This is a genomic window from Bacillus cereus, from assembly GCF_002564555.1.
Lineage (GTDB): Bacteria > Bacillota > Bacilli > Bacillales > Bacillaceae_G > Bacillus_A > Bacillus_A cereus_K.
This window is the reverse complement of sequence record NZ_NUVD01000095.1, coordinates 87,686-111,160: the sequence shown is the minus strand read 5'-3', so window position 1 is coordinate 111,160 and position 23,475 is coordinate 87,686. Positions and strand designations below refer to the sequence as shown.

Below are 23,475 nucleotides of genomic sequence, written 5' to 3'. Positions count from 1 at the left end.
ATGTGGAATTTTTATGAATATTACTGTAATAAAATAATTTTTTAAAAATTTTCAATAATAACACTTTACAAATTTTTAAAAATTAGTAGAATAAGAATTAGTAAGAATCGTCTGATAAATATATAAAGAAAAACAGAATTATCAGAAAATTCTCGAAAAGATATCGTTTAGAATTAGGGAGGGTACAGAAAATGAAAAAGAAAAAAATGAAAAAACTAACAGCAGTTGTAGCACCGGTTTTAGCAATGAGCATGGCGTTAACAGCATGTTCTACATCAGGTGGAGACAAGAAGGCAAGCACGGATTCTAGCTCTAGTGGAGATAGCAAATCAGGAGAAAAACTAGCAGCGAAACAAGTGTTGAATCGAACAGTGACACAAGAGATTCCAACGATGGATTCTTCAAAATCAACAGATACAGTATCTTCACAAATGCTAGGAAATACGATGGAAGGGTTATATCGTCTTGATAAAGATAATAAGCCTATTCCAGCTGCTGCAGAATCTAGCACGAAAAGTGAAGATGGCAAAAAATATACATTTAAACTACGTAAAGATGCAAAATGGTCAAATGGAGATCCAGTAACTGCGAAAGATTTCGTATATGCTTGGCAACGTCTATTAGATCCAAAAACAGCTGCTGAGTATGCATTTATCGCATTCCCAATTAAAAATGCAGAAGTGGTTAATAAAGGAGAAAAACCTGTAACTGAATTAGGCGTAAAAGCGGTAGATGATCTTACGCTTGAAGTTGAATTAGAGCAAGCGGTACCGTATTTCTTAAACTTAGTAGCATTCCCATCATACTATCCGTTAAACGAAAAGTTCGTAAAAGAAAAAGGCGAGAAGTTCGGTTTAGAGTCTGATACAACAGTTTATAATGGACCATTCGTTCTTAAAGATTGGAAGCATGAACAAGGATGGCAATTAAAGAAAAATGATCAATATTGGGATAAAAAGACTGTAAAACTTGAAGAAGTTAACTTTAGTGTTGTTAAAGAGGCTGCGACTTTAGTCAATTTATATGACAGCGGTCAAGTTGACTTTGCATTATTAAATGGAGAGTTCGTTGATAAATACAGAAGTAAGAAAGATGAATTCGGAACATATTCACAAGTGAGTACGTATTTCATTCGTATGAACCAAAAACGTGATGGACAAGATACACCATTAAAGAGCAAAAAACTGCGTGAAGCAATTGCGCTATCAATTGATAAAAAGAATTTAGCAAACGTAATTTTAAATGATGGATCAAAAGAAGCTGATTTCTTAGTACCAAAAGGCTTAGCGACTGGACCGGACGGTAAAGACTTCCAAGAAACATTTAAAAATGGTTTGAAACCAGATCCGAAAAAAGCTGCTGCAGCTTGGGAAGAAGCGAAAAAAGAACTTGGAAAAGATCAAGTTACAATTGAATTCTTAAACTACGATACTGGTAATGCGAAAAAAGTTGGCGAATATATTAAAGACCAGATTGAGAAAAACTTAAAAGGTGTAACAGTTAACATTAAACTTCAACCATTTAAGCAAAAACTGAAATTAGAAAGTGAGCAACAATATGATATTTCATATGGTGGTTGGAATCCAGATTATGCAGATCCAATGACGTTCTTAGATATGTTTGAGTCTAAGCATTCTCATAACCAAATGAGCTTCTCAGATCCAAAGTATGATGAAATGGTGAAAAAAGCTGGAACTGAATTAATGGGTGATGCGAAAAAACGTTGGGAAGAGTTAGGGAAAGCTGAAAAAACATTACTTGAAGAAGATGTAGCGATTGTACCTTTATATCAACGTGGAGATTCTTATGTTTCGCAACCAAATGTAAAAGGTGTAGTAAAACATAATATCAGTCCAGAATTTAGCTTTAAGTGGGCATATGTGACTGAAAAATAATAGAGTTGAAAAAGCATTTTAAAGTGGCTGAGCTACTTTGAAATGCTTTTTTTAGTGTAGTTAAATAGAGAAGAATAAGGCGTATAGTATGGACATATAAGTAGATGGGGGATACATTATACTAAATTACGAAGATTAAAATCAGAATATTTAAAATAAAACTATTTACAAATCCGAAAAAAAGAGTAGAATAACATTAGTTGTAATTTTCTGAAAAATCATTCGTTAGCAAGGGGTCTCTCAAGGGTTGGTAATGTACATATAATTAGGGAGGATACAAAAATGAAGAGAAAAAAGATGAAAAAGTTAACAGCAGTTGTAGTACCAGTTTTAGCGATGAGTGTTGCATTGACAGCATGCTCTGGATCAGGTGGGGAAAAGAAAACGACTACTACATCAAATAGTGGGGAAGAAAAAAAATCTGATATTAAATATGCAGAGAAGCAAGTATTAAATCGTACGGAAAACCAAGAAATTCCGACGATGGACACTTCTAAATCTACTGATACGTTAGGGGCACAAATTTTAGGAAACACGATGGAAGGGTTATATCGCCTTGATAAAGATAATAAGCCTATTCCGGCTGCGGCAGAATCTAGTACGAAAAGCGAAGATGGCAAAAAATATACGTTTAAACTGCGTAAAGATGCGAAATGGTCAAATGGGGATCCTGTAACAGCAAAAGATTTCGTGTTCGGATGGCAGCGCTTACTTGATAAAAACACAGCTGCAGAATATGCATTTATTGCTTACTATATTAAAAATGCAGAAGCGATTAATAAAGGAGAAAAACCTGTAACTGAATTAGGAGCGAAGGCGGTAGATGATTACACGCTAGAAGTAGAATTAGAAAAACCAGTACCGTACTTTTTAAATTTATTAGCATTCCCGTCCTATTATCCGTTAAATGAAAAATTCGTAAAAGAAAAAGGAGAGAAGTTTGGTTTAGAAGCGGACACAACGCTATATAACGGGCCATTCGTAATGTCTTCATGGAAACATGAACAAGGCTGGCAATTGAAGAAAAACGATAAGTATTGGGATAAGAAGACTGTGAAATTAGAAGAAATTAATTACAGCGTTGTAAAAGAAGTAGCTACAAAAGTAAATCTATATGATACAGGATCGATTGACTTTACATTACTATCAGGAGAATTTGTAGATAAATATAAATCGAATAAAGATGAGTATGGTGAGTATGCAGAATCAAGTACATTCTTCTTACGTTTAAATCAAAAGCGTAACGGACAAGATACACCGTTAAAGAGCAAAAAGCTGCGTGAAGCAATTGCGTTATCAGTTGATAAAAAAGGTTTAGCAAACGTTATTTTAAATAATGGATCAAAAGCAACAGATCAATTGGTTCCAAAAGGGCTTGCGATGGGACCTGACGGTAAAGATTACCAAGATACGTTTAAAAATGGTCTGAAACAAGATACGAAAAAAGCAGCAGCTGCATGGGAAGAAGCGAAAAAGGAACTTGGAAAAGATCAAGTTACAATTGAATTACTAAGCTATGATGATGGAACTGCGAAAAAGATTGCTGATTATGTTAAAGATCAAATTGAGAAAAATTTAAAAGGTGTAACGATTAATACGAAAATTCAGCCGTTCAAACAAAAATTGAAATTAGAGTCAGCACAAGACTATGAAATTTCTTATGCAGGTTGGAGTCCAGACTATGCGGATCCAATGACATTTATTGATATGTTTGACTCGAAGAGCCCATATAACCAAATGAGTTACTCAAATCCGAAATACGATGAAATGGTTAAAGCAGCAGGTAATGAGTTATTGTCTGATCCGAAGAAGCGTTGGGAAACATTAGGGAAAGCAGAGAAATTATTCCTTGAAGAAGATGCAGGATTAGTTCCTTTATATCAAACAGGAAGATCATATGTAATGAAACCGAATGTAAAAGGAATTGTGAAACACAACATTAGTCCAGAATATAGCTTTAAGTGGGCGTATGTAACTGAGGATGGCGGAAAGAAATAGCATGAAAGCATTTCAAAAGTGGCTAAGCTGCTTTTGAAATGCTTTTTTAGTATAAGGAGAATGGGGCTTATTGAATTCTTGAGAAACGCCGGGGTCACTTTTAAAGTTTTACTGTAGGATATTAGAAAAAAATTCAACAGTTGGAAAGATAAATGATAGTGAAAGATTTTATATGGATAAGGAAAATATAGAACTTAGCAATAGAGAAGAATAAGGAGAGATATGTTTACATATAGTAGATGGGGGATAATTCATATAGTAGTAATGGTAAAATAGCAAGTTACTATCATAAAAAAATAAATTTTTAGAAAATTTGCAAAAACACTTTACAAAACCTGAAAAATTAGTAGAATATTAATTAATAAGAATTTTCTGATAACGAAAGTTAATAGAGAATCTCTAAATGTTAATATCGTACATATAATTGGGGAGGGTACAAAAAAATGAAGAGAAAAAAGATGAAAAAATTAACAGCGGTTGTAGCACCAGTTCTAGTAATGAGTATGGCATTAACAGCTTGCTCTGGATCAGGGGAAAAAGATAAGGCAAGCACAACGCCGAAAAGTGGCGAAAAAGAAGGTGGAAAATTAGCTGCAAAGCAAGTACTGAATCTAACAGATAGCCAAGAGATTCCATCAATGGATTCTACAAAAGCGACAGACCAAGTATCGTTTCTTGCTTTAAACAACGTAATGGAAGGTTTATATCGACTTGATAAAGATAATAAAGCAACACCAGGGGTTGCTGAATCATATAAAAAGAGTGATGATGGCAAAAAGTATACATTTACATTAAATAAAAATGCAAAATGGTCAAATGGAGACCCTGTAACAGCGAAAGATTTCGTATTCTCTTGGAAACGTGCGGTAGATAAAAATACAGCAGCGGAATATGCATACATTATGTTTGATGTAAAGAATGCAAAGGACATTAATGAAGGAAAAGCACCACTTGATACGTTAGGTGTAAAAGCTGTAGATGACTACACGTTAGAAGTAGAATTAGAAAATCCAGTTCCTTACTTTGTAGAATTAACTTCATTCGGAACATTCTATCCGTTAAATGAAAAATTCGTAAAAGAAAAAGGAGAAAAATTCGGTTTAGAAGCAGATACAACGTTATACAACGGACCATTTACATTAACAGACTGGAAACATGAAGAAAGTTGGAAATTAAAGAAAAATGCACAATACTGGGATAATAAAACAGTTAAGCTAGATGAAATCAACTTTAACGTAGTAAAAGATAGTGGTACACGTGTTAACTTATATGAAAGTGGACAAATTGATCGAACAGGACTTGTATCTGAATTCGTTGACAAATATAAATCAAATCCAGACTTCTATACACAAAAAACACCATCAACGTACTTCTTACGTATAAACCAAAAACGTGGTGGCCAAGATACAGTGTTAAAGAATAAAGACTTACGTTTAGCGATTGCGATGGCGTACGATAAGAAAGGCTTAACGAATGTTATTTTAAATGACGGATCTACACCTGCAGATTACTTAGTGCCAAAAGAATTTGCGAAGAGTCCGGATGGAAAAGATTTCCGTAAAGAGAACGGAGATATTTTAAAAACAGATCTGAAAAAGGCAAAAGAACATTGGGAAAAAGCGAAAAAAGAACTTGGAAAAGATCAAGTAACGGTAGAGCTATTAAATTATGATAGCGATAATGCGAAAAAAGTAGGGGAGTTCTTAAAAGGTGAACTTGAGAAGAACTTACCAGGCTTAACAGTGAATTTGAAAAACCAGCCGTTTAAACAAAAATTAAAATTAGAATCAGATCAAGATTATGATTTATCTTACGCTGGTTGGGGACCTGACTACTTAGATCCAATGACATTCATTGATATGTTCGTTACAAATGGTCCTCATAACCAAACTGGATATTCAAATCCAAAATATGATGAAATTGTAGAAAAAGGTAAAGGTGAGCTATTAACGAAAACGAAAGATCGTTGGGATAGCATGCTAAAAGCTGAGAAAATGTTACTTGAAGATGCTGCAATCGCACCGTTATATCAACGTGGTGATGCTATCGTTCAAAGACCGAAAGTAAAAGGTATTGTTCACCATCCAGTTGGTGGAGATTACAGCTACAAATGGGCATATATTTCTGATGATAAGTAAGATGAGGGGGCGCGTGATGCGCCCTTTTTTCTATGCACTTTTCTTCCTGCTCCGAATATATAAAATAAAAAAGGGAGAATCCCATGAAACGAAACACATACATCGATTTTTTAGCTTATTACGGAATAGGGAGTGCTCATCCTGGTGGCTTTACGTTAACAAAAAAATTGTTAGCACAACTGCCTCTTAGACATGGAGCAAATGTCCTTGAGATAGGTTGTGGTACAGGGAAAACAGCTGCTTACATGACAAAAGAATTAGGTTATAAAGTAACGGCGGTTGAAAAGAATGAAATTATGATTCAAAAAGCGAGAGATAGATGGTTGTTTAATGGTTTGAATATAAAATTGATACCAGGTGATGTGGAACAATTACCGTGTTTAAATGATTCGTATGAACTTGTACTTGGAGAATCAATAATCGCTTTCACGAATAAAGAAAAGGTTATTTCGGAGTGTTATCGTGTATTACAGAAGGCTGGGAAACTTGTTGTGATTGAAATGATTATTGATAGGCACATTGAGAAGAATGAGGAAGAAAAGATTGTACAATTATACGGTATGAAAGAATTATTAACGGAGAATGAGTGGATTCAATTATTTAAAGCTGCGAACTTTAAAAGAATCACAGTTGTCGGTGGCGGTACCATTGCAGAAACAGTTGCAGTGCATATTGAAGAGCCGGAGTGGAATGCATCACCGTATATTCCGGAAGAATTGTATGAGGCGTGGGTACAACACGAACAAGTACTGCTTATGTATCAACATATTTTAGGACATCGGATTTTTATATGTGAAAAATAGAGAAAAAGAGTTGGCTAAGGATAGCCAACTCTTTATTATAGTTAGATGAAAAATAATGCAGCCAAAGTAATTCCAAAAATAAAGCCAAATCCGAGTTCAAGGCCCCAGTCACCGCCGCCACAACCGCCGCAACCACGACCGCCGCATCCACAGCCACTAAATCCACCACTAAATCCACCACTGAATCCACCACCGCATCCAAATCCACAGTTATCACATCTACTAAGGCCGCCGCAAAGATCACAACCACCGCTTGCATACGCGTCATAGTATCCGAATCCTGTATCAAAAGATGAGCGCTGCTGCATTGGTTCGATCCATACGGAATCTTTTGTCACATCGATTATTTTTCCTAAATGAATTCGACCATCACGATCTTCAATTCGAACAACTTTTCCGAAATAGCGTTGGCATGTATCATAACATTTTTGTCTATGCATGTTCTTTCCTCCTTCCCCATTACAGTAATACGATATGTAAGGGGGACAAGTGCGGCTTGTACGAATGACCTATCTATCATAATTGTTATAGGAAAGGGGAAATATGGACGGGCAGTAGTTTGTATTAAAAATGGCAGTGACACTAAAAAACTATTTGTGTTAATTATAGTAACTATATTATTTAGTGTATGAAGATAATAAACTCGTTTAAAGATAACCATGCACAAAAATACCGTAAAAATCTAGAGTGGTTCGATCTAATAATCAGCTGGAGATGAAGAAGATTCTTGCTGATGGGAAATTCACTTTATTCCGCAGAATTTCTTTTCTTAATCCATTGATTCGGGAAAGGAAAGGATATATTTCCTAGGATGACAGCATTTTTTGCACCTGTAGCGTTTGGGACGTTACTTGCGTTACCGTGGTATGTTTCATTTGCTAGAAGAGCAAATGCTACAGCTTCTTTAGCCTCAGAAGAGTATCCTAACTCTTCTTGGGTATAAACTTGAATTGATTCCCCAAGTAGTGATTGAATCATGTTGAGTAAAGTTTTATTATAGCTGCCACCGCCCCCAATAATGACTTCGTCGATTTTAACTTGTGGAAAGATGAATTTGCAATAATTATCTACAATGGATTTTGCTGTGAACATTGTTATGGTCGCTACTATATCGTGGTTGGAAAGTGAATCAAACTTACTTAATAGTATGTCAACATACTGCTTACCAAATAATTCTCTACCTGTTGTTTTTGGTGGAGGGCTCATAATATAGGGATGATTTATACAGTATGATAAGAGCTGTTCGTTTATTTTTCCTTGTTTAGCTAAATTACCACCTTTATCGTACTCTACGTTAAACAATTGGCGACATATTTCATCGATAATCATATTCCCGGGTCCTGTATCAAAGGCATACAGTTCATTAAGCGAGGCTTGCTTAGGCAAAACAGTTACATTTCCAATACCACCTATATTTTGTAATAATCTTCCTTTTGCTTTACTTCGATAAAGAATATATTCAGTATAAGGTACCAGAGGAGCGCCCTGTCCACCTGCTGCTATGTCCATGGTACGGAAGTTAGAAATTACGGTTGTATTTGTTTCATAAGCAATTACCGAGGGTTCACCAATCTGTAGCGTTGAGGGTACCCAGTTTTTTTCTTGTGTAGGTTGATGGTAAATAGTTTGTCCATGGGATCCTATAAGATCCACCTGTTCTAAAGGTAGTCTAGCTTTCTTACAAACTTCTTTTACAGCATCTGCAAATAATTTTCCGAGCTTAAAGTTTAAACTGCAAATTAGTTGCACGTTGGAGGTATCAACAGACAAAGACTGTATAATTTCTTCTTCAACATCCTTTGGGAAAGGATATGTTATAAACTCAATCATATCTATTTCCGTTCTTACACCGTAATTATTTACACGTACAAGCGCAGCGTCAATACCATCTAATGATGTTCCGGACATTAAACCAACAATGTACATTATCATTACACCTACTTTACATATATTTTTAAATTATAATATTCGCTCTTATAAAACCATGATAAGTTGAAACTTAATGTTTTGTTTAAATACGTTTAACAAGATTATTTACATTGTCACAGCGCCAGTCTCCTATATTTATAAATGTACTATATAGGTTCACCAGGAAAAGTGACGTTAGTAATCTGGTAAGGATAGATCTACATTGATGTCATATTTCCCAATATTTCACATGGTAGCGTCAATCATTAATTGTTGTTCTTTTGGAATACTTGGATAAAAGTATAATTGTCCGTGAGGTATTATATAATCTTGATGATTTCAGGTATTTCATTAAGATTAGAAAGATCAGTTTATGTCTTTGAAGGTAATGTAATTTACCGACGAAGTCTTTTTATTCAATAGTATGAATCCCTTTCTTATCTGTATAGTTCATATTTTGTAAGCGTTAACAATTATGTATTATACTCTCTAATATTCTAGTTGTATACAGTTTTGAAATTTCATTTTAATTTTTTAGAGAATAATTGAAATTTATTTTTAATGGTGTTATAGTCGTATCAACGAAAGCGATTAGATTACGAATGGTAGAGGGATGATGTATATGATAGAGCATTTAACAACGGAGTGTCGCAATGAAAAGACTATGTTTTTAGATGAAATGAAAACGCTTAATTTATTGGAGGTGATGAATGAAGAAGACATAAAAGTTGCTTACAGTGTTCAAAAGGAACTTCCTCAAATTGCAAAGGCTGTAGAGATGATTGTTGCATCAATGAAACAAGGTGGGAGATTAATCTATTTAGGAGCTGGAACAAGTGGACGGATTGGATTATTGGATGCTGTAGAGTGTCCACCAACGTTTAATACTGATCCTAGTAAAGTAATAGGTCTAATCGCAGGTGGAGAAAGTGCATTTGTTAAGGCGGTTGAAGGGGCAGAAGATAGTTTTACATTAAGCCCTAAAGATTTAGAGGGAATTCAATTAACTAGTAAGGATGTTGTAGTAGGGATTGCTGCAAGTGGGCGTACTCCTTATGTTATTGCAGGCTTAAATTATGCAAATCAAATTGGGGCAGGCACAGTTTCAATAAGCTGTAATAAAGAGTCAGAGATTGGAAGAATTGCTACAGTTGCTATTGAAGTTGTAAACGGACCTGAGATATTGACGGGATCTACGCGCTTAAAAGCCGGAACTGCTCAAAAATTAGTATGCAACATGCTCTCGACAGCTTCTATGGTTGGAATTGGAAAAGTTTATGGGAATTTAATGGTAGATTTACAGTTAACAAATGAAAAGCTAGTGGAACGTGCAAAGCGTATTATTATGGATGCCACTGAATGTAGTTACAAAGTGGCGGAAGAATACTTAGTAAAGGCAAATAATCAGCCTAAAATTGCTATTGTCATGATTTTGACAAGTGCTTCTTATGAAGAGGCAGTAGAACGCTTAAAAGCAGCAGAAGGATTTATAAGAAAAGCGATTTAAAATGTATTAAATAAAAAAGAATTAGTAGGGGGAATAAAGATGAAGGTATTATTCGTATGTTCTGGTGGAATGTCAAGTGCAATTATTGTAAACGCTTTAAAAAAGGAAGGCGAAAAACAAGGGATAGCTTTAGAGGTATTGGCAGTTGGTACTCAAGAATTTGATTTAGAAGTACGTAAAGGTTGGGATGTTGCAATGGTAGCTCCACAAGTAAAACATCGTTTTGATAGTTTTAAAAACTCTGCAGATGAAGCAGGAGTGCCATGTCAAGTAATCCCAGCTCAAGCATACAGTCCTCTGGGTGGACCCACTCTATTAAGGTTAGTAAACGAACTAGTAAAGTAATAATCTAACAAATAGGTTTAACCATTAAATGGCTAAAGGGGAAAATGCAAATGAATAAATTTGTCGATTTTTTAGAAAATAATCTTTCAACACCCATGGCTAAATTGTCTGAGCAAAAACATTTACGTGCAATACGTGACGGGGTAGTTTCCGCTCTACCATTCATCATCTTCGGGAGTTTATTTCTTATTATTGCGTTCCCACCTGTAGCACCAGATTCCGCAATAGGTGAATGGGCAGCAAAACATGTCGCAGAGATTCTAATACCCTATCGATTAACGATGTTTATTATGACACTATATATTACCTTTGGAATAGGTTATAGCTTGTCTCAAAGTTATAAGTTAGATCCTCTATCAGGAGGGTTACTATCGGTAGCTGCATTCTTGTTTACAATAGGTGTAAAAATGATAGAGGGTGTAGGTTTTGTATTGCCAATGTCAAATCTTGGCGGGCATGGACTCTTTGTAGGGATGATTGTTTCCATATTTGCGGTTGAAACTTTACGTCTATGTAAGACCAAAAATTTCACAATAAAAATGCCAGAGTCCGTTCCAGATTCTGTAGCCCGTTCATTTGAAGCATTAATACCAGTTACAATTGTATTGGTTATCATGACAATAATTACAGTAGTCTTTGGTATTGATCTACATTCACTTGTTGATAAAGCTGTTGCACCACTTATTAAAGCGGGAGATACATTACCGGGCGTATTAATTCCTGTTTTTTTAATAACATTCTTCTGGTCATTCGGTATTCATGGGGTATCAGTTGTAGGTGCTGTTGCTCGTCCAGTTTGGGAGGTTTACTTAGCTAATAACTCAGCAGCAGTTGCAGCTGGGGAGGCAATTCCGCACATAGCTCCTGAAACATTCTTCCAATGGTTTATTTGGATTGGTGGTTCTGGTGCAACATTAGGGCTAGTAATTGCTATGTTATTAACAGCAAAATCTAGTTATAGTAAGACGATGGCGAGAGCAACAATTGTTCCTAGTATATTTAATATCAATGAACCTGTTATTTTTGGGATGCCAATTGTACTAAATCCAATCTTAATTATTCCGTTTGTTATAACACCATTAATTGGTGCGACACTTGCGTACATAGCAACGTCAATGGGATTAGTTAGTCCAACGTATGTAATGGTTCCGTGGACATTGCCAGCCCCAATAGGTGCTTACCTTTCGACAGGTGGTGATTGGAGAGCAATTATTCTTGTATTAGTTAATATTGCAATCTCAGTTACTATTTATTTACCATTCTTTAAAATGTATGATAAAAAGCTTTTAGCACAAGAAAATCCAACAGAAACAACTGAGGAAACAAGCGCGGTCTTATAAAAATATCTGAAAGGGAGCTTGGGACTAATGGCTTCAAGCTCCTTTTAATATGAAAAAGAAAAGGGGGATAAAAATGAATTCAACATCCAAAATTCACTTTTTTAGTTACAAAAGTGCATTTTTACTTTTTAGTTTTATTCTTGTTTTTAATCTTATCTTTAATCCTTTAATGAATGTAGGTGGAATAGATAAACAATTGTCACTGTACCTAGGTAATACCTTTGCCTTCAGTGCAGGATTAACCGTTATTATTACTTTGGTTGAAGGTAAGTTTAAAAACAAGAAACAAGCGTTAATTTTGTTCTTGTCTTTAATAGTAGTAAGTGCACTAATTTGTTACCCCATTGTCTACGCGTAAAGTAAAAAAGTTCGTTATCTAAAATGAGGTGTTAGTGAAATGGAAAAGCAAAAAGGAATAAAAATTGCTACAATTGGTGGCGGATCTAGTTACACGCCAGAATTAATTGAAGGTTTCATTAAACGGTATGATGAGTTACCAGTTAGGGAAATTTGGCTAGTGGATATTGAGGAAGGAAGAGAAAAACTTGAAATTGTAGGTGCCTTGGCACGAAGAATGGTTGAAAAAGCGGGAGTTCCAATGGAAATCCATTTAACATTAGACCGTCGTCAAGCTTTACAGAGTGCTGATTTTGTGACAACACAAATGAGAGTCGGCTTACTAGATGCCCGAGTTAAAGACGAACGTATTCCTTTGCAAATGGGACTAATTGGCCAAGAAACAAATGGTGCAGGTGGGCTATTTAAAGCATTACGAACAATCCCCGTGCTTTTAGAAATCGCAGAAGAAATGCAAGAACTTTGTCCGAATGCATGGTTAATTAACTTTACAAATCCTGCTGGAATGGTAACGGAAGCTCTTCTTCGTTACAGCAAGCATAAAAAAGTTATTGGTGTATGTAATGTGCCATTTAATATGCATATGTCTATTTCAAAAATGCTAGGTGTGGAGATGAGGAGAGTACACATTGATTTTGCTGGATTAAACCACATGGTATTTGGGACACACGTGTACGTTGATGATCAGGAAGTGACGGAGAAAGTGCTTGATATGCTAGGAAATCCAGAAATCCAAATGACAATGAAGAATATTGCACCTCTTCCTTGGAATCCAAGATTTTTGAAATCATTAGGTGTAGTGCCTTGCCCATATCATCGTTATTATTATAAAACAAAGAATATTTTAGAAGAAGAATTAGAAGCATTTAAATCGGGGCAAACTCGTGCTGAAATTGTCAAAAAACTAGAGGAAGATCTATTTGATTTATACAAAGATGAAAAACTTGACATTAAACCTCCGCAATTAGAAAAACGAGGTGGTGCGTATTATAGTGACGCAGCGTGTAATGTTATTTCTTCTATTTATAATGATAAAAAAGACATTCAAGTTTTAAATGTCCAGAACAAAGGATCCATTACTGAAATCGATTATGATTCAGCTGTAGAAGTCAGTTGTATTGTAACAAAGAATGGACCAGTTCCTATAACAATGGGGAAATTACCAGTTCAGGTTCAGGGATTAATTCAACAAATTAAATCATTTGAAAGAGTAGGTGCTGAGGCAGCTGTAACAGGTTCTTATGATAAGGCTTTATTAGCATTATCAATTAATCCACTTATTCCAAGTGATGATTTAGCAGAAGCCGTATTACAGAAACTATTAGAAGCGCATAAAGAGTATTTACCACTATTTTTTAGATGATTAGAATAATAATAAATGTAATATTAAGGACTAATTGCAATCTGATATTCTTTGAAATATTGATTCTTTTAGAGAGTGCCGTGTCTAAAATTTATTACGATTAGGAGTGTCATGATATGTCAACAGAAATCAATAATAATGAAATGGAAATTTTTGAAATTATTTCTCACGGTGGAAATGCGAGAGGACTAGCTTATGAAGCCTTAACAGCTGCAGAAGAATTTAACTTTGAAAGAGCAGAAGAACTTATTAACCAAGCTGGGGAAGAGCTTAGCTTGGCTCATAGAACACAAACAAAGTTAATTCAAGCTGAATTGAATGGAGCTCAAAGTGAAAAAACATTGTTAATGATTCATGCTCAAGATCACTTGATGACAGCGATAAGTGAACAAAAGCTCATTGAACATATGATTCGCATTATAAAAAAACTAGCACCGCAGCAATAATGGGAGATGTAGAAAGGTAAAGGTGATATAAAGATGAGAAAATTAGGTATTTCTATTTACCCGGAACATTCAACCATAGCAAAGGATAAGGAGTATATTGCATTAGCGCATAAATATGGGTTCAAAAAAATCTTTACTTGCCTGCTTTCGGTAGAAGGTGATAAAGAAAACATTATTAAGGAATTTAAAGAAATAATTGAATTTGCAAATCAATTAGATATGGAAGTAATGGTCGATATTTCTCCTCGTGTATTTGGGGATTTAGATATATCCTATGCTGATTTATCATTCTTTGCTGATTTAGGAGCGCATGGAATCCGCCTTGATATGGGATTTACAGGGAATGAAGAGTCTATCATGACGTATAATCCTTATAATTTAAAAATTGAAATTAATATGAGTAATGCAACGAATTATTTAGATAATATTATTGCTTATAAGCCTAATAAAGAGAACTTAGTTGGTTCACATAACTTTTATCCTCATCGTTATGCAGGATTAAGCTATGATCATTTTCTAAAGTGTTGCGAAAAATTCAAAATTCATAATATTCGAACGTCCGCTTTTATTAGTTCGCAAGCAGCAACTTACGGTCCTTGGCCAGTAACGGAAGGTTTATGTACACTTGAAATGCATCGTGAATTACCAATAGAAACGCAAGCAAAACACTTATTTGCAACCGGAGTAATCGATGATGTGATTATTGCTAACGCATATGCATCAGAGGTTGAATTAGAAGCGCTCGGTAAATTAAACAGTGAGCTGTTTACGTTTAATATAGAACTATATGACACGATTACAGAGCTAGAAAAAAAGATTGTGCTAGAAGAACCTCATTTCTATCGTGGAGACGTTTCAGAATATCTTATTCGCTCGACTCAATCACGTGTAAAATATAAACGAGAAGAATTTGAACCAACTTATACCCCTAATATTAGAAGGGGAGACATTTTAATTGAAAATAAGTTATACGGACAATATAAAGGTGAATTGCAAATTGCATTGAAGGAAATGGATAATTCAGGTAAAACAAATGTAGTTGGCAGGATAATTGAGGAAGAAATTTTTCTCCTTGATTATCTAGATCCTTGGGAGAAATTCCAATTTTTAATTAATTGATTTTAGCGAAAAAAATCCCAAAAAGGGGGAAAGGAAGGAACAGAACGCTCCTTCCTTTTTTGTTTATCCCATTATTGGAGAATAGGAATAATCTCACCTCAAAAGTTGGTGGAAGCGAAGCTGTAAGATAGGAGATAAAATACCCATAAAAGCTCGTTTGGTTAGGGGGAATAATCAATAGGGCATTGATTGAGGTTTTATTTTATGGAGGAGGAATCTATATGAATTATATTATAGGAGTAGACGGTGGGGGTACTAAAACTGAAGCAGTGGCTTATGATTTAACTGGTGAAAAAATAAGTGAAGGTAAAGCTGGATGCGGAAACTTACTTTTAGGTGAAAAACAAGCCATTATTAACATTATTGATGCTATTAAAGAATGCTTAGTGCCTTTAAAAAATGAAGGGTGCCAGTATATATGCTTAGGGTTAGCTGGGTATGGAGGGGTTAAAAATACAAAAGGTATAAAAGATGCTCTTTCTGATGCGTTTAATATTCCATTTATGATTGTAAATGATGGAATTATTGCACATGCTGCTTTACTAAAAGGTAAAAATGGTATCTTAACAATTTCAGGGACGGGATCTGTTAGTATTGGAGTTCAAAATGATATTGAAAAATCGGCAGGTGGCTGGGGACATATTCTTGGTGATGAAGGAAGTGGCTATTGGATTGCCATGCAGGTTTTTATTAAAATGACGCAAGAAGAAGATGAGGGATTAAGTTATAGTGACCTAACTAAGTTGATACTAACAAAACTAGGTTATCAGAGTGTGCTTGAGTTAAAAAAATATATTTATGCCTCAACTAAGGCGGAGATTGCTTCTTTTGTTCCGATAATCGTTCAACAAGCAAAAGTAGGTGATGATTTTGCAAAGAATATTCTCAAACAAGCAGGGGATCATCTTGCTAAGATTACGCTTGATGTTTGTAAAAAATTAAATTTTGACAACAATGTTACAATTGCTATTAAAGGGAGTGTGTTAACTAATATACCAATCGTACAGACTTCCTTTATTAGGAAAATCAAACAAGAAAAACCGGAAGTACAATTTATTTTAAAAGATGTATCATCTACATTAGGATGTTATTATTTAGCTCTGAAATATATGGGCTAATTAAAAGTTAAAGGGGCAATCCAAAATGCATGTAGCGAATGTATTATTAAAAATTGAAAGTTTATTACATCAATTACCAAAATCTGAAAGGAAAATAGCACAATATATTTTAAACAATCCACAAGAAGTTGTTAGAATGACTATACATGAATTAGCTACTCATGCTAATGCGAGCAGTTCTGCGGTCACTAGGCTTTGTCGTTCTATTGAAATTTCTAGTTTTTCAGAGTTAAAGGTATCTTTATCATCACATCTTTCATATCCAGAAAAGAAAGGTTTTTATGATATTGAACCAAATGAAACAATAACGGCTATTAAAGAAAAAATAGTTTCCAACTCTGTACAAGCGATACAAGAAACGGCACTTTATTTAGATGAAGTTGTTCTCGATCAAATAATTGAAGCTATGAGAAATGCAGATGTTATTTATGTTTATGGATTAGGAGCTTCATGGCTTGTTGCGGAAGATATTACTCAAAAATGGTTACGTTTAGGAAAGATTGTAAGTGCATATCAGGATGCACATATCATGGCTACAGCACTTGCTGCATCAACAAAAAATTGTGTGTTTTTTAGTATATCCAATAGTGGAGAAACTGGAGAAGTATTGCGACTTGTTGACATTGCTAAAGCATCTGGTATTCAAACAATTGGATTGTCTCGATTTGGGAATAACAGATTAACCAATAAAGTTGATATGTCCTTACATCATGTTCGTGCACCAGAGGCTCAATTTCGTAGTGCAGCAACAAGTTCATTATTTGCCCAATTTCTGACTATTGACATAATCTTCTATGCGTATGCATCTAAATATTACGATGAAAATATTAAAGAAATTGAACGTTCAAGAGAATCTGTATTAAGGTTCATAGGGAAAAAACCCACTCATTAAAGTTGCAGCTTATATAAGTTTCTTTTGCTGTTGTATATCTTACGCGAAAAGGGAAATATACGAAGAAGCATATATTGAGGAGGATACAAAGTGGAGTCTACAGATCAATTTCAAACATATGAAGTTCCTTGGAGAGAGTTTACAGAAGCCTTGCGAGGTGAAATGAAGAAACAAGTAGGAGCGGATATTATTGATACAATAGTTTGTAATTTGGAAGATGGTTTTGAAGTGTATACATATGTGCAGGGGGATTTGGATTTTGAATATAAGGAAGCACTTGAAAGGCAATATGGAAGTGATGCGAAGACGCCTAATGTACTTACGGTTATGTTGTTAGCAAGTATTTATCATACAGGTGAAGAAAATATACGCTTACATGCGGATCAGAAGGAAAACCCGATTGTTGAAGTATATGTGAAAAAGTAAAGAGTGCGCTAGTAGTAGCGTGCTCTTTACTTTTTGTATGGAGTAGAAAATCAAACTTTAATGGTGGAATTTATAGGGGGAAAAGTATGAAAGTTATGTGTTATCTCGGATATATAATAAGGAAAAGATTTGAAATGGAATGTGGAATTATTTCATTTTTATTTACATAATGATATTGCTGTGAACTGTTGTCCTAAAATACAAGTCATATATCTTGTTTCCTCTCATAAATTTAAACATAGGAATTTGTCTACAAAGGTGGCGAAGCCTCATCATGAAAATTCGAATTTGTGCCACGTTCATATTGTTTCTATTTATATGGTTACATCCTTTTTGGACTTTTGCAAAAGGAGAGGAGGCAAAGGAAAGGGTCGTTTCACTTGTATATGATGATTCGGGCAGCATGAGAAATAACGATCGCTGGAAGTATGCCAACTACGCTTTGCAAAGTTTAGTTGCACTATTAGATGAGAAAGATAAATTTTCTTACGTTCCAATGAGTCGGCCGAATGATCCGTTAAATATTACGTTAACAAAAGATAAAAGGCAAACAGAAATTGATGGAATCGGAGCGTGGAAAACGTATTTAAATACTCCATTTAGCGCAGTAGAAACGGCGATGCAATCTATAAAAAAGGAAGCAGATATAGATGGAAAACGTGAATTTTGGCTTATTGTATTAACTGACGGGGCATTTAACGATTTGGAGAAAGATAAGGTTGGCGGAAAAGAACAAATTACACAGAAGTTAGCACAGTTTAAGAAAGAAATGGATGCAAAAAAGATATCGTTACATCCAGTCTTAATTACGATGGAAGAGGATTTAGGGCAGCAAGAAAAAGAACAGCTAAATACGTTTAAAGAAATATGGAAGAAAGAGATAAATGGTGTTACGATGCCATCTAGTGGTGAGGATGGTATTGTGAAAAGTGTAAATCAAGTAGCAGCATTAGTGGCAAATCGAGATCCATTCTCTTCTGTTGAATCGATTGTAAAAACGAAAGTAGTAGGGAAAAAAGTAGAGATTACGACACCATTTCCATTAAAGCGCATGACACTTGTACGACAATCGCCTTCACTGCCCGATTATCAGGTCACACAAATTTCTAAACCATTACAATTACAATCTTCTTTTTCCATACATGCACCAGGAGAAGCAAAATTATTTGGAAATATAGTTCATATAAGTACGGAGAATCAGGAAATCATTAAGCCAGGAACATATACGATAGAAGTGGACCAGGACATTGAGAAAGAGGGGTTACAAGTACTTGTTGAACCGGCGCTTAACTATACTGTTTCTACTTATGACAAAGATGATAATGGTCAAAAGAACGTTGAAAAAATGTACGAAGGTGCTACGGCTGTTATTGAAGCGAAGCCTACGGAATTACCAATTCAATCTTCTTACTTTAAAGCAGAAGTAGAAATAGACGGGAAACAATATACGATGAAGTGGGACGATAAAAGACATGTTTTTTATTACGAAACGAAGCTTGATAAAGGGTTAATACGCGGAAAAGTTCATATGAATATAAAGGGATTTTACAGACAGACGAAAGAGTTTAAAATCGAAACAACTGAAAAACCAAAATTATCACTTCAAGCTGTTACGAGAGGTTATGAAGAAAAAGTAACAAATTTAGAGAATAGTAAACCGTTTATTCTGCAACCAGAGTTAGATGGTAAGCCAATGACAGAAGAGGCTGTAAAGAAACTATTAAAATCTACTGGTGTCACATCTAAACAATCAATCAACTATGAAATAAAACAACATGGTAATCAAATTTACGTTTATCCACGTCCTTATTACTCCGACACATTCAATTTTACAGATACCGGCACCGTAGAAGCTACCATCATAGTGCAGGATTCAAGATTACAAGAAGTAAAGAAAGAAATATTACTTCATATTCAAAATGCACCGTTTTATGAAAAATATGCGCTTATTTTTAAGTTTGTCATTCCTATCACTTTATTACTGTTAATAGTAGGAATAATCGTTTTAGGATGGATTGTTCGACCGAGATTTCACCGGAAAGCACTATTATATTACGAATGGGATCAAGAGGTGGCGAAAGATTGGCTATATCAATCTGAACCAGAGTTACTTCGGAATAAATGGTGGAAACATTATTTTGGTATCCCGTTTAGAGCAGAAAGAAAGACTGTGCAATCCGTTACGTTTATAGCAAAGAAAGGATCGAAATCGATATTTGTAGCAAAAGAATCACAAGTAGTAGGAATGATTATTGATGGGATGTTTATAACCGAGGACGAAGTAGGAATGGAACATAAGACACTGTATCCAAATGAACTTTTAGTAATTGATAGAGGGTATGGTAAGGAAATTTACAGGTACGAATGTGAATAGGTAGATCGGGATAAGAGGGTGGTGGATTCGTTACTCCCTTTCCCCTTCTTTTTAAACAAGCAAGAATAGGAAGGTGGTTCACATGACATTACAAGTTCCAACGATATTAATTGGTTTAGGTGGAATCGGTAGTACTGTGACACATCAAATATATGAAAAATTACCAGAAGAACGTCGTAAGAAGGTAGCGATGCATGTATTTGATACAGATGTGAATACATTGAGTAAATTTGATCATATTCGGAAATTTAAGACGCAAACGAGTTCGAGTAAAACACCGAGAGAGTACATTGCGGGAGATCCAACGATTCCAGAGTGGTTTCCGATGGACCCGACTATACTGGATAAACCGTTAACAGAAGGGGCGGGGCAGTTGCGCGTCATTTCCCGGTTAGCTTTACGTGCTGCGATGAAGGAAGATAAATTAACTTCTTTTTGGCAAGAAATTGAGAAAATTTTTCCGGTTACAAGTGATCAGACAGAATATGGTGTGCGTGTCATTATTGTAACGTCGCTAGCAGGTGGAACAGGTTCAGGGATGTTTCTACAAATCGCATTATATTTACGTGAAATGCTTCGGAAGAAATTGCAGCATCATAACATTTTAATTCGCGGTGCGTTTTTAATGCCGGATGTTTTAGTGAAGACGAGGACGGTTAGTGCGAAAGAATTTGAAACTGTGCAAGCGAATGGCTACGCGTCTTTGAAAGAGTTGCACGCTATTACACTCGGTTCTACTGGGGAATTATCAAAACGTGGTGGTGTAACAATTGAATTAGAATACCGTCCTGATCAAGTGGATGAGGATGGAAGAACGAATCATACGATTAAACAGCACCATTTACCATACAATTATTGTTTCTTATACGATTATGAAAATTTACATGGGCATCATTTACACAATTTATCGGATTATATGGAGCAAATGACAAATACGATTTATTTACAGTTATTCAGTCCAATGTCTACAAGTCATTTTGCACAAGAGGATAATCAAATTCAGCAATTGGCAGAATCGAGTGGGAAAGGTAGATATTGCGGGGCAGGAACGGCAAAGCTCATTTATCCATATGAACATGTGTTAAAATATTGTGCTTTAAAATGGGCTGTGCAAGGTTTAGATGAATCGTGGCTTCATTTAGATCAACTGTTTCAAGAGAAGAAGCAAAGATACGATCAAGATGTAAAACGTGGTATGCAGCGTGAAAAACCAGAGCGTGGTAAAAGTTATTTAGAAGATTTAGAACATCTTGCTACTCGTCCAGAACAAGCTCATATTTTCTATAGACAAATGTACAATGAAACACGTGAAGGAGCAGAGGGTGGTAAGGTCGGTGTCGCAAAGTCTAAGTTGTTTTTAGAGGCTGTCGAAAGCTATGTACACCGTACAGTGCAAAAAGATGAAGAATTAAACCGCCTGCAACATGAGTGTAAAATATCGGGTGCGAAACTGAAAATGATGGAACAAATGAAAGGTGAAGTAGCAAGAGTTGATCATGCGGTGCGTTTATATGCGTATGCAATTCCGAGCCGTGTACATGAACATGTAACGACGCTATTATATGACATGATTGAATCAGATCGTTTTTCACCAAGTGGTTCTGAAGGGCAGTCCTATCAATTAAATACGTGGTTTTTAAAGAAAACAGATCCCGTTCATCCGGTAGCAGCGCGTTTTATGTTATATGAAATTCGAAAGCAGTTAGTAGAAAAAATGAATCGGTTACATGAGAATAATGAACAAAAGCGTAATTTAATTCAAAACTACGATAAGAAATTTAATGTGAGTAATATTGATGGAACGGTAACGGCTGTTCGCCGCGTTGAAATTGCTCAGCAACAAGGCTGGTTTGGAAAAATGGTTAATAATCAGCAACGTTTGTTCAAAAAAGAATTTGAAGACATCGTAACGCAATATGTACACAAATTAAATGAATATCGTAAAGAAATGTTATTAGAACTTGTGTATCAATCGCTATACCAAGCGGTTAATAAAATGATTCAATATTGGGAAAGATTTTTTGATAATTTACATGAAACACGTGAAAATTTATTGTTTGAAATTCAAAAACGAAGTAAGGAGTTTGAAGGGAAAACAAATCCAACGAATGTATACGTATTAGCTGAAGAGAAGTTGCAAGAAAAGATTTGGCAAGATATGCAACAACATTTAAATTTAGGTGTATTACCGAAAGATATATCAGCGGAAATTTATATGAGTTTGTACGGAGAATATTGCCGGGATGCGAAAACGGAAGAGATCCAGTCGAAAAAGGTTGAAGATTTCTACCGCGAGCATATACTGAGCTATTGTTATGATGAACTGCAAGTACGCTATCGTGATAAATTAGAGCTGAATATCGTTGAGGCGTTACGAAAAGAAGCAGATTATAAGAAGCGTGATCGTGATGAATACGTTCGTGAAAAAATTGAAGACCTGTTCCATTTAGCAAGTCCGTTCGTTCCAAAAGTTGCACATCATAGGGAATTACAATATTGGGGTATACATCCTTCGTTAAAGAAAGAGCTACAAGAGGAATTAATTCAAGAAATGTTTAAAGAAAAAGATACAGTACATGAAGCTTTTTCACCATTTGAAGTAATCTGTTATCGGGCGCATTACGGATTATCACTGCAAGACTTTCCGAAATTATCATCAGGGCATATTGCGAACGGGTTTATGAATGATAAAGGTGACTACTTCCAATCGTATTATCGACGCGTAAACAAATTAAATAGTAAAAAATCTAGTTTAACGCCGCATTTAGATAAGTATTGGCACTTACCGGCCTTTATGCCAGATTTGAATGCGACTCAAACGAAGTTAGATTATGATAAATGTAATCGAGCGCTATTGTATGCGTATATGTATCGCTGGATTAGTTTAGTTGCTGTTGATGGACAGTTTGTGTATCAATATAACGGAGTTGGAAGAAGCTTTCTCATTCAGTCGATGGGGAAAAATATTTCAAATGAAAGTTATAAATTACACCGGGCATTACTTCATAATCCATTTATTTATGAAAACATCTTGTCCAGGTTTGAAGAAGAACAAGAAAAAGCTATGATACAAGGCGGACATTTATATACACATCCGTTCGTATTAGGAGCCCAAGATGTAAGATGGCTTAGGAAAGAACATGTTCACAATCTATTAGATATGATTTTAATGTATGACCGTGAAGCGAAATATGACCCGACGTTAGAAGAAACGTCAGATGAATTATTAAGGTTATTCCTTGATGAAATTGAGCTGTATTTCCAAAACTATTACGGTACAGGTTCCGATATGGTTGCAAAGAAAGAAAAAGAAATGTTTATTAAACAATTGTGGGATCGTTCGTATGCGAAAGGGTATGTGGATCCAAATAGTGCACCGTATAAAAAGTGGCAAAATTTATTACACGTTCACGATGAAGAAGAATCGCCAAAAACGAATGTATAAT

General features: G+C 35.3%; 18 protein-coding genes. 16 read left to right on the top strand and 2 right to left on the bottom strand.

The window, feature by feature from the left end; all coding sequences use genetic code 11:
- Positions 1-191 precede the first annotated feature (191 nt).
- The 4 genes from COI75_RS21705 (at position 192) to COI75_RS21690 (ending at position 6,834) form a co-directional block, all read left to right on the top strand.
- Positions 192-1,895 (top strand): peptide ABC transporter substrate-binding protein, encoded by a 1,704-nt coding sequence (locus tag COI75_RS21705; RefSeq protein WP_000727507.1) that lies wholly within the window; start codon positions 192-194, stop codon positions 1,893-1,895.
- Positions 1,896-2,177: 282 nt separating this feature from the next.
- Positions 2,178-3,893, top strand: a complete 1,716-nt coding sequence (locus tag COI75_RS21700; RefSeq protein ID WP_000823475.1) for a peptide ABC transporter substrate-binding protein — start codon at positions 2,178-2,180, stop codon at positions 3,891-3,893.
- A 443-nt stretch (positions 3,894-4,336) separates the two neighbouring features.
- A complete protein-coding gene (locus COI75_RS21695; RefSeq protein ID WP_098448636.1) occupies positions 4,337-6,031 on the top strand; it encodes a peptide ABC transporter substrate-binding protein in 1,695 nt (564 codons plus the stop codon).
- Positions 6,032-6,114: 83 nt separating this feature from the next.
- Complete coding sequence (locus tag COI75_RS21690; protein ID WP_000828236.1) at positions 6,115-6,834, top strand: class I SAM-dependent methyltransferase; 720 nt, start codon at positions 6,115-6,117, stop codon at positions 6,832-6,834.
- Between the two features lie 41 nt (positions 6,835-6,875).
- Here COI75_RS21690 and COI75_RS21685 read toward each other — a convergent pair whose 3' ends face one another.
- Both COI75_RS21685 and anmK read right to left on the bottom strand, forming a co-directional pair.
- On the bottom strand, positions 6,876-7,274 hold the full coding sequence (locus COI75_RS21685; RefSeq protein ID WP_098448635.1) for a hypothetical protein: 399 nt from the start codon (positions 7,272-7,274) through the stop codon (positions 6,876-6,878).
- A gap of 307 nt (positions 7,275-7,581) precedes the next feature.
- Positions 7,582-8,760, bottom strand: a complete 1,179-nt coding sequence (gene anmK / locus COI75_RS21675) for an anhydro-N-acetylmuramic acid kinase AnmK (RefSeq protein ID WP_098448634.1) — start codon at positions 8,758-8,760, stop codon at positions 7,582-7,584.
- Positions 8,761-9,364: 604 nt separating this feature from the next.
- Between anmK and murQ the strand changes: the two genes are divergently transcribed.
- From murQ to COI75_RS21615, 12 genes are all read left to right on the top strand, one after another.
- Positions 9,365-10,249: an N-acetylmuramic acid 6-phosphate etherase gene (gene murQ, locus COI75_RS21670; protein WP_000569543.1), complete on the top strand. Its 885-nt coding sequence runs from the start codon at positions 9,365-9,367 to the stop codon at positions 10,247-10,249.
- A 39-nt stretch (positions 10,250-10,288) separates the two neighbouring features.
- On the top strand, positions 10,289-10,594 hold the full coding sequence (locus COI75_RS21665; RefSeq protein WP_000865883.1) for a PTS sugar transporter subunit IIB: 306 nt from the start codon (positions 10,289-10,291) through the stop codon (positions 10,592-10,594).
- 50 nt (positions 10,595-10,644) lie between these two features.
- Positions 10,645-11,934: a PTS sugar transporter subunit IIC gene (locus COI75_RS21660; protein WP_001032261.1), complete on the top strand. Its 1,290-nt coding sequence runs from the start codon at positions 10,645-10,647 to the stop codon at positions 11,932-11,934.
- A 73-nt stretch (positions 11,935-12,007) separates the two neighbouring features.
- Positions 12,008-12,292, top strand: coding sequence for a hypothetical protein (locus COI75_RS21655; protein WP_001089442.1), 285 nt, complete (start codon positions 12,008-12,010; stop codon positions 12,290-12,292).
- Positions 12,293-12,331: 39 nt separating this feature from the next.
- Entirely contained in the window at positions 12,332-13,654 is a 1,323-nt protein-coding gene (locus COI75_RS21650) for a 6-phospho-beta-glucosidase (protein ID WP_000414821.1), read from the top strand.
- Between the two features lie 116 nt (positions 13,655-13,770).
- Complete coding sequence (locus tag COI75_RS21645) at positions 13,771-14,100, top strand: PTS lactose/cellobiose transporter subunit IIA (protein WP_000102497.1); 330 nt, start codon at positions 13,771-13,773, stop codon at positions 14,098-14,100.
- Positions 14,101-14,133: 33 nt separating this feature from the next.
- The gene (locus COI75_RS21640) at positions 14,134-15,219 is read left to right on the top strand and encodes a DUF871 domain-containing protein (protein ID WP_001228531.1); all 1,086 of its coding nucleotides are present in this window, start codon (positions 14,134-14,136) and stop codon (positions 15,217-15,219) included.
- Positions 15,220-15,440: 221 nt separating this feature from the next.
- A complete protein-coding gene (locus tag COI75_RS21635) occupies positions 15,441-16,337 on the top strand; it encodes an N-acetylglucosamine kinase (RefSeq protein ID WP_001106570.1) in 897 nt (298 codons plus the stop codon).
- 25 nt (positions 16,338-16,362) lie between these two features.
- Positions 16,363-17,229, top strand: a complete 867-nt coding sequence (locus tag COI75_RS21630) for a MurR/RpiR family transcriptional regulator (protein WP_000557845.1) — start codon at positions 16,363-16,365, stop codon at positions 17,227-17,229.
- 90 nt (positions 17,230-17,319) lie between these two features.
- A complete protein-coding gene (locus tag COI75_RS21625; protein ID WP_000446155.1) occupies positions 17,320-17,655 on the top strand; it encodes a hypothetical protein in 336 nt (111 codons plus the stop codon).
- 274 nt (positions 17,656-17,929) lie between these two features.
- Positions 17,930-20,029, top strand: coding sequence for a vWA domain-containing protein (locus COI75_RS21620; RefSeq protein WP_000702051.1), 2,100 nt, complete (start codon positions 17,930-17,932; stop codon positions 20,027-20,029).
- 82 nt (positions 20,030-20,111) lie between these two features.
- Positions 20,112-23,474 (top strand): tubulin-like doman-containing protein, encoded by a 3,363-nt coding sequence (locus COI75_RS21615; RefSeq protein WP_000175125.1) that lies wholly within the window; start codon positions 20,112-20,114, stop codon positions 23,472-23,474.
- The last annotated feature ends 1 nt before the right edge of the window (position 23,475 follow it).

Coding starts and splice junctions, on each gene's coding strand:
- COI75_RS21705 (WP_000727507.1), top strand. CDS start 192: ATGAAAAAGAAAAAAATGAAAAAACTAACAGCAGTTGTAGCACCGGTT.
- COI75_RS21700 (WP_000823475.1), top strand. CDS start 2,178: ATGAAGAGAAAAAAGATGAAAAAGTTAACAGCAGTTGTAGTACCAGTT.
- COI75_RS21695 (WP_098448636.1), top strand. CDS start 4,337: ATGAAGAGAAAAAAGATGAAAAAATTAACAGCGGTTGTAGCACCAGTT.
- COI75_RS21690 (WP_000828236.1), top strand. CDS start 6,115: ATGAAACGAAACACATACATCGATTTTTTAGCTTATTACGGAATAGGG.
- COI75_RS21685 (WP_098448635.1), bottom strand. CDS start 7,274: ATGCATAGACAAAAATGTTATGATACATGCCAACGCTATTTCGGAAAA.
- anmK (WP_098448634.1), bottom strand. CDS start 8,760: ATGTACATTGTTGGTTTAATGTCCGGAACATCATTAGATGGTATTGAC.
- murQ (WP_000569543.1), top strand. CDS start 9,365: ATGATAGAGCATTTAACAACGGAGTGTCGCAATGAAAAGACTATGTTT.
- COI75_RS21665 (WP_000865883.1), top strand. CDS start 10,289: ATGAAGGTATTATTCGTATGTTCTGGTGGAATGTCAAGTGCAATTATT.
- COI75_RS21660 (WP_001032261.1), top strand. CDS start 10,645: ATGAATAAATTTGTCGATTTTTTAGAAAATAATCTTTCAACACCCATG.
- COI75_RS21655 (WP_001089442.1), top strand. CDS start 12,008: ATGAATTCAACATCCAAAATTCACTTTTTTAGTTACAAAAGTGCATTT.
- COI75_RS21650 (WP_000414821.1), top strand. CDS start 12,332: ATGGAAAAGCAAAAAGGAATAAAAATTGCTACAATTGGTGGCGGATCT.
- COI75_RS21645 (WP_000102497.1), top strand. CDS start 13,771: ATGTCAACAGAAATCAATAATAATGAAATGGAAATTTTTGAAATTATT.
- COI75_RS21640 (WP_001228531.1), top strand. CDS start 14,134: ATGAGAAAATTAGGTATTTCTATTTACCCGGAACATTCAACCATAGCA.
- COI75_RS21635 (WP_001106570.1), top strand. CDS start 15,441: ATGAATTATATTATAGGAGTAGACGGTGGGGGTACTAAAACTGAAGCA.
- COI75_RS21630 (WP_000557845.1), top strand. CDS start 16,363: ATGCATGTAGCGAATGTATTATTAAAAATTGAAAGTTTATTACATCAA.
- COI75_RS21620 (WP_000702051.1), top strand. CDS start 17,930: ATGAAAATTCGAATTTGTGCCACGTTCATATTGTTTCTATTTATATGG.
- COI75_RS21615 (WP_000175125.1), top strand. CDS start 20,112: ATGACATTACAAGTTCCAACGATATTAATTGGTTTAGGTGGAATCGGT.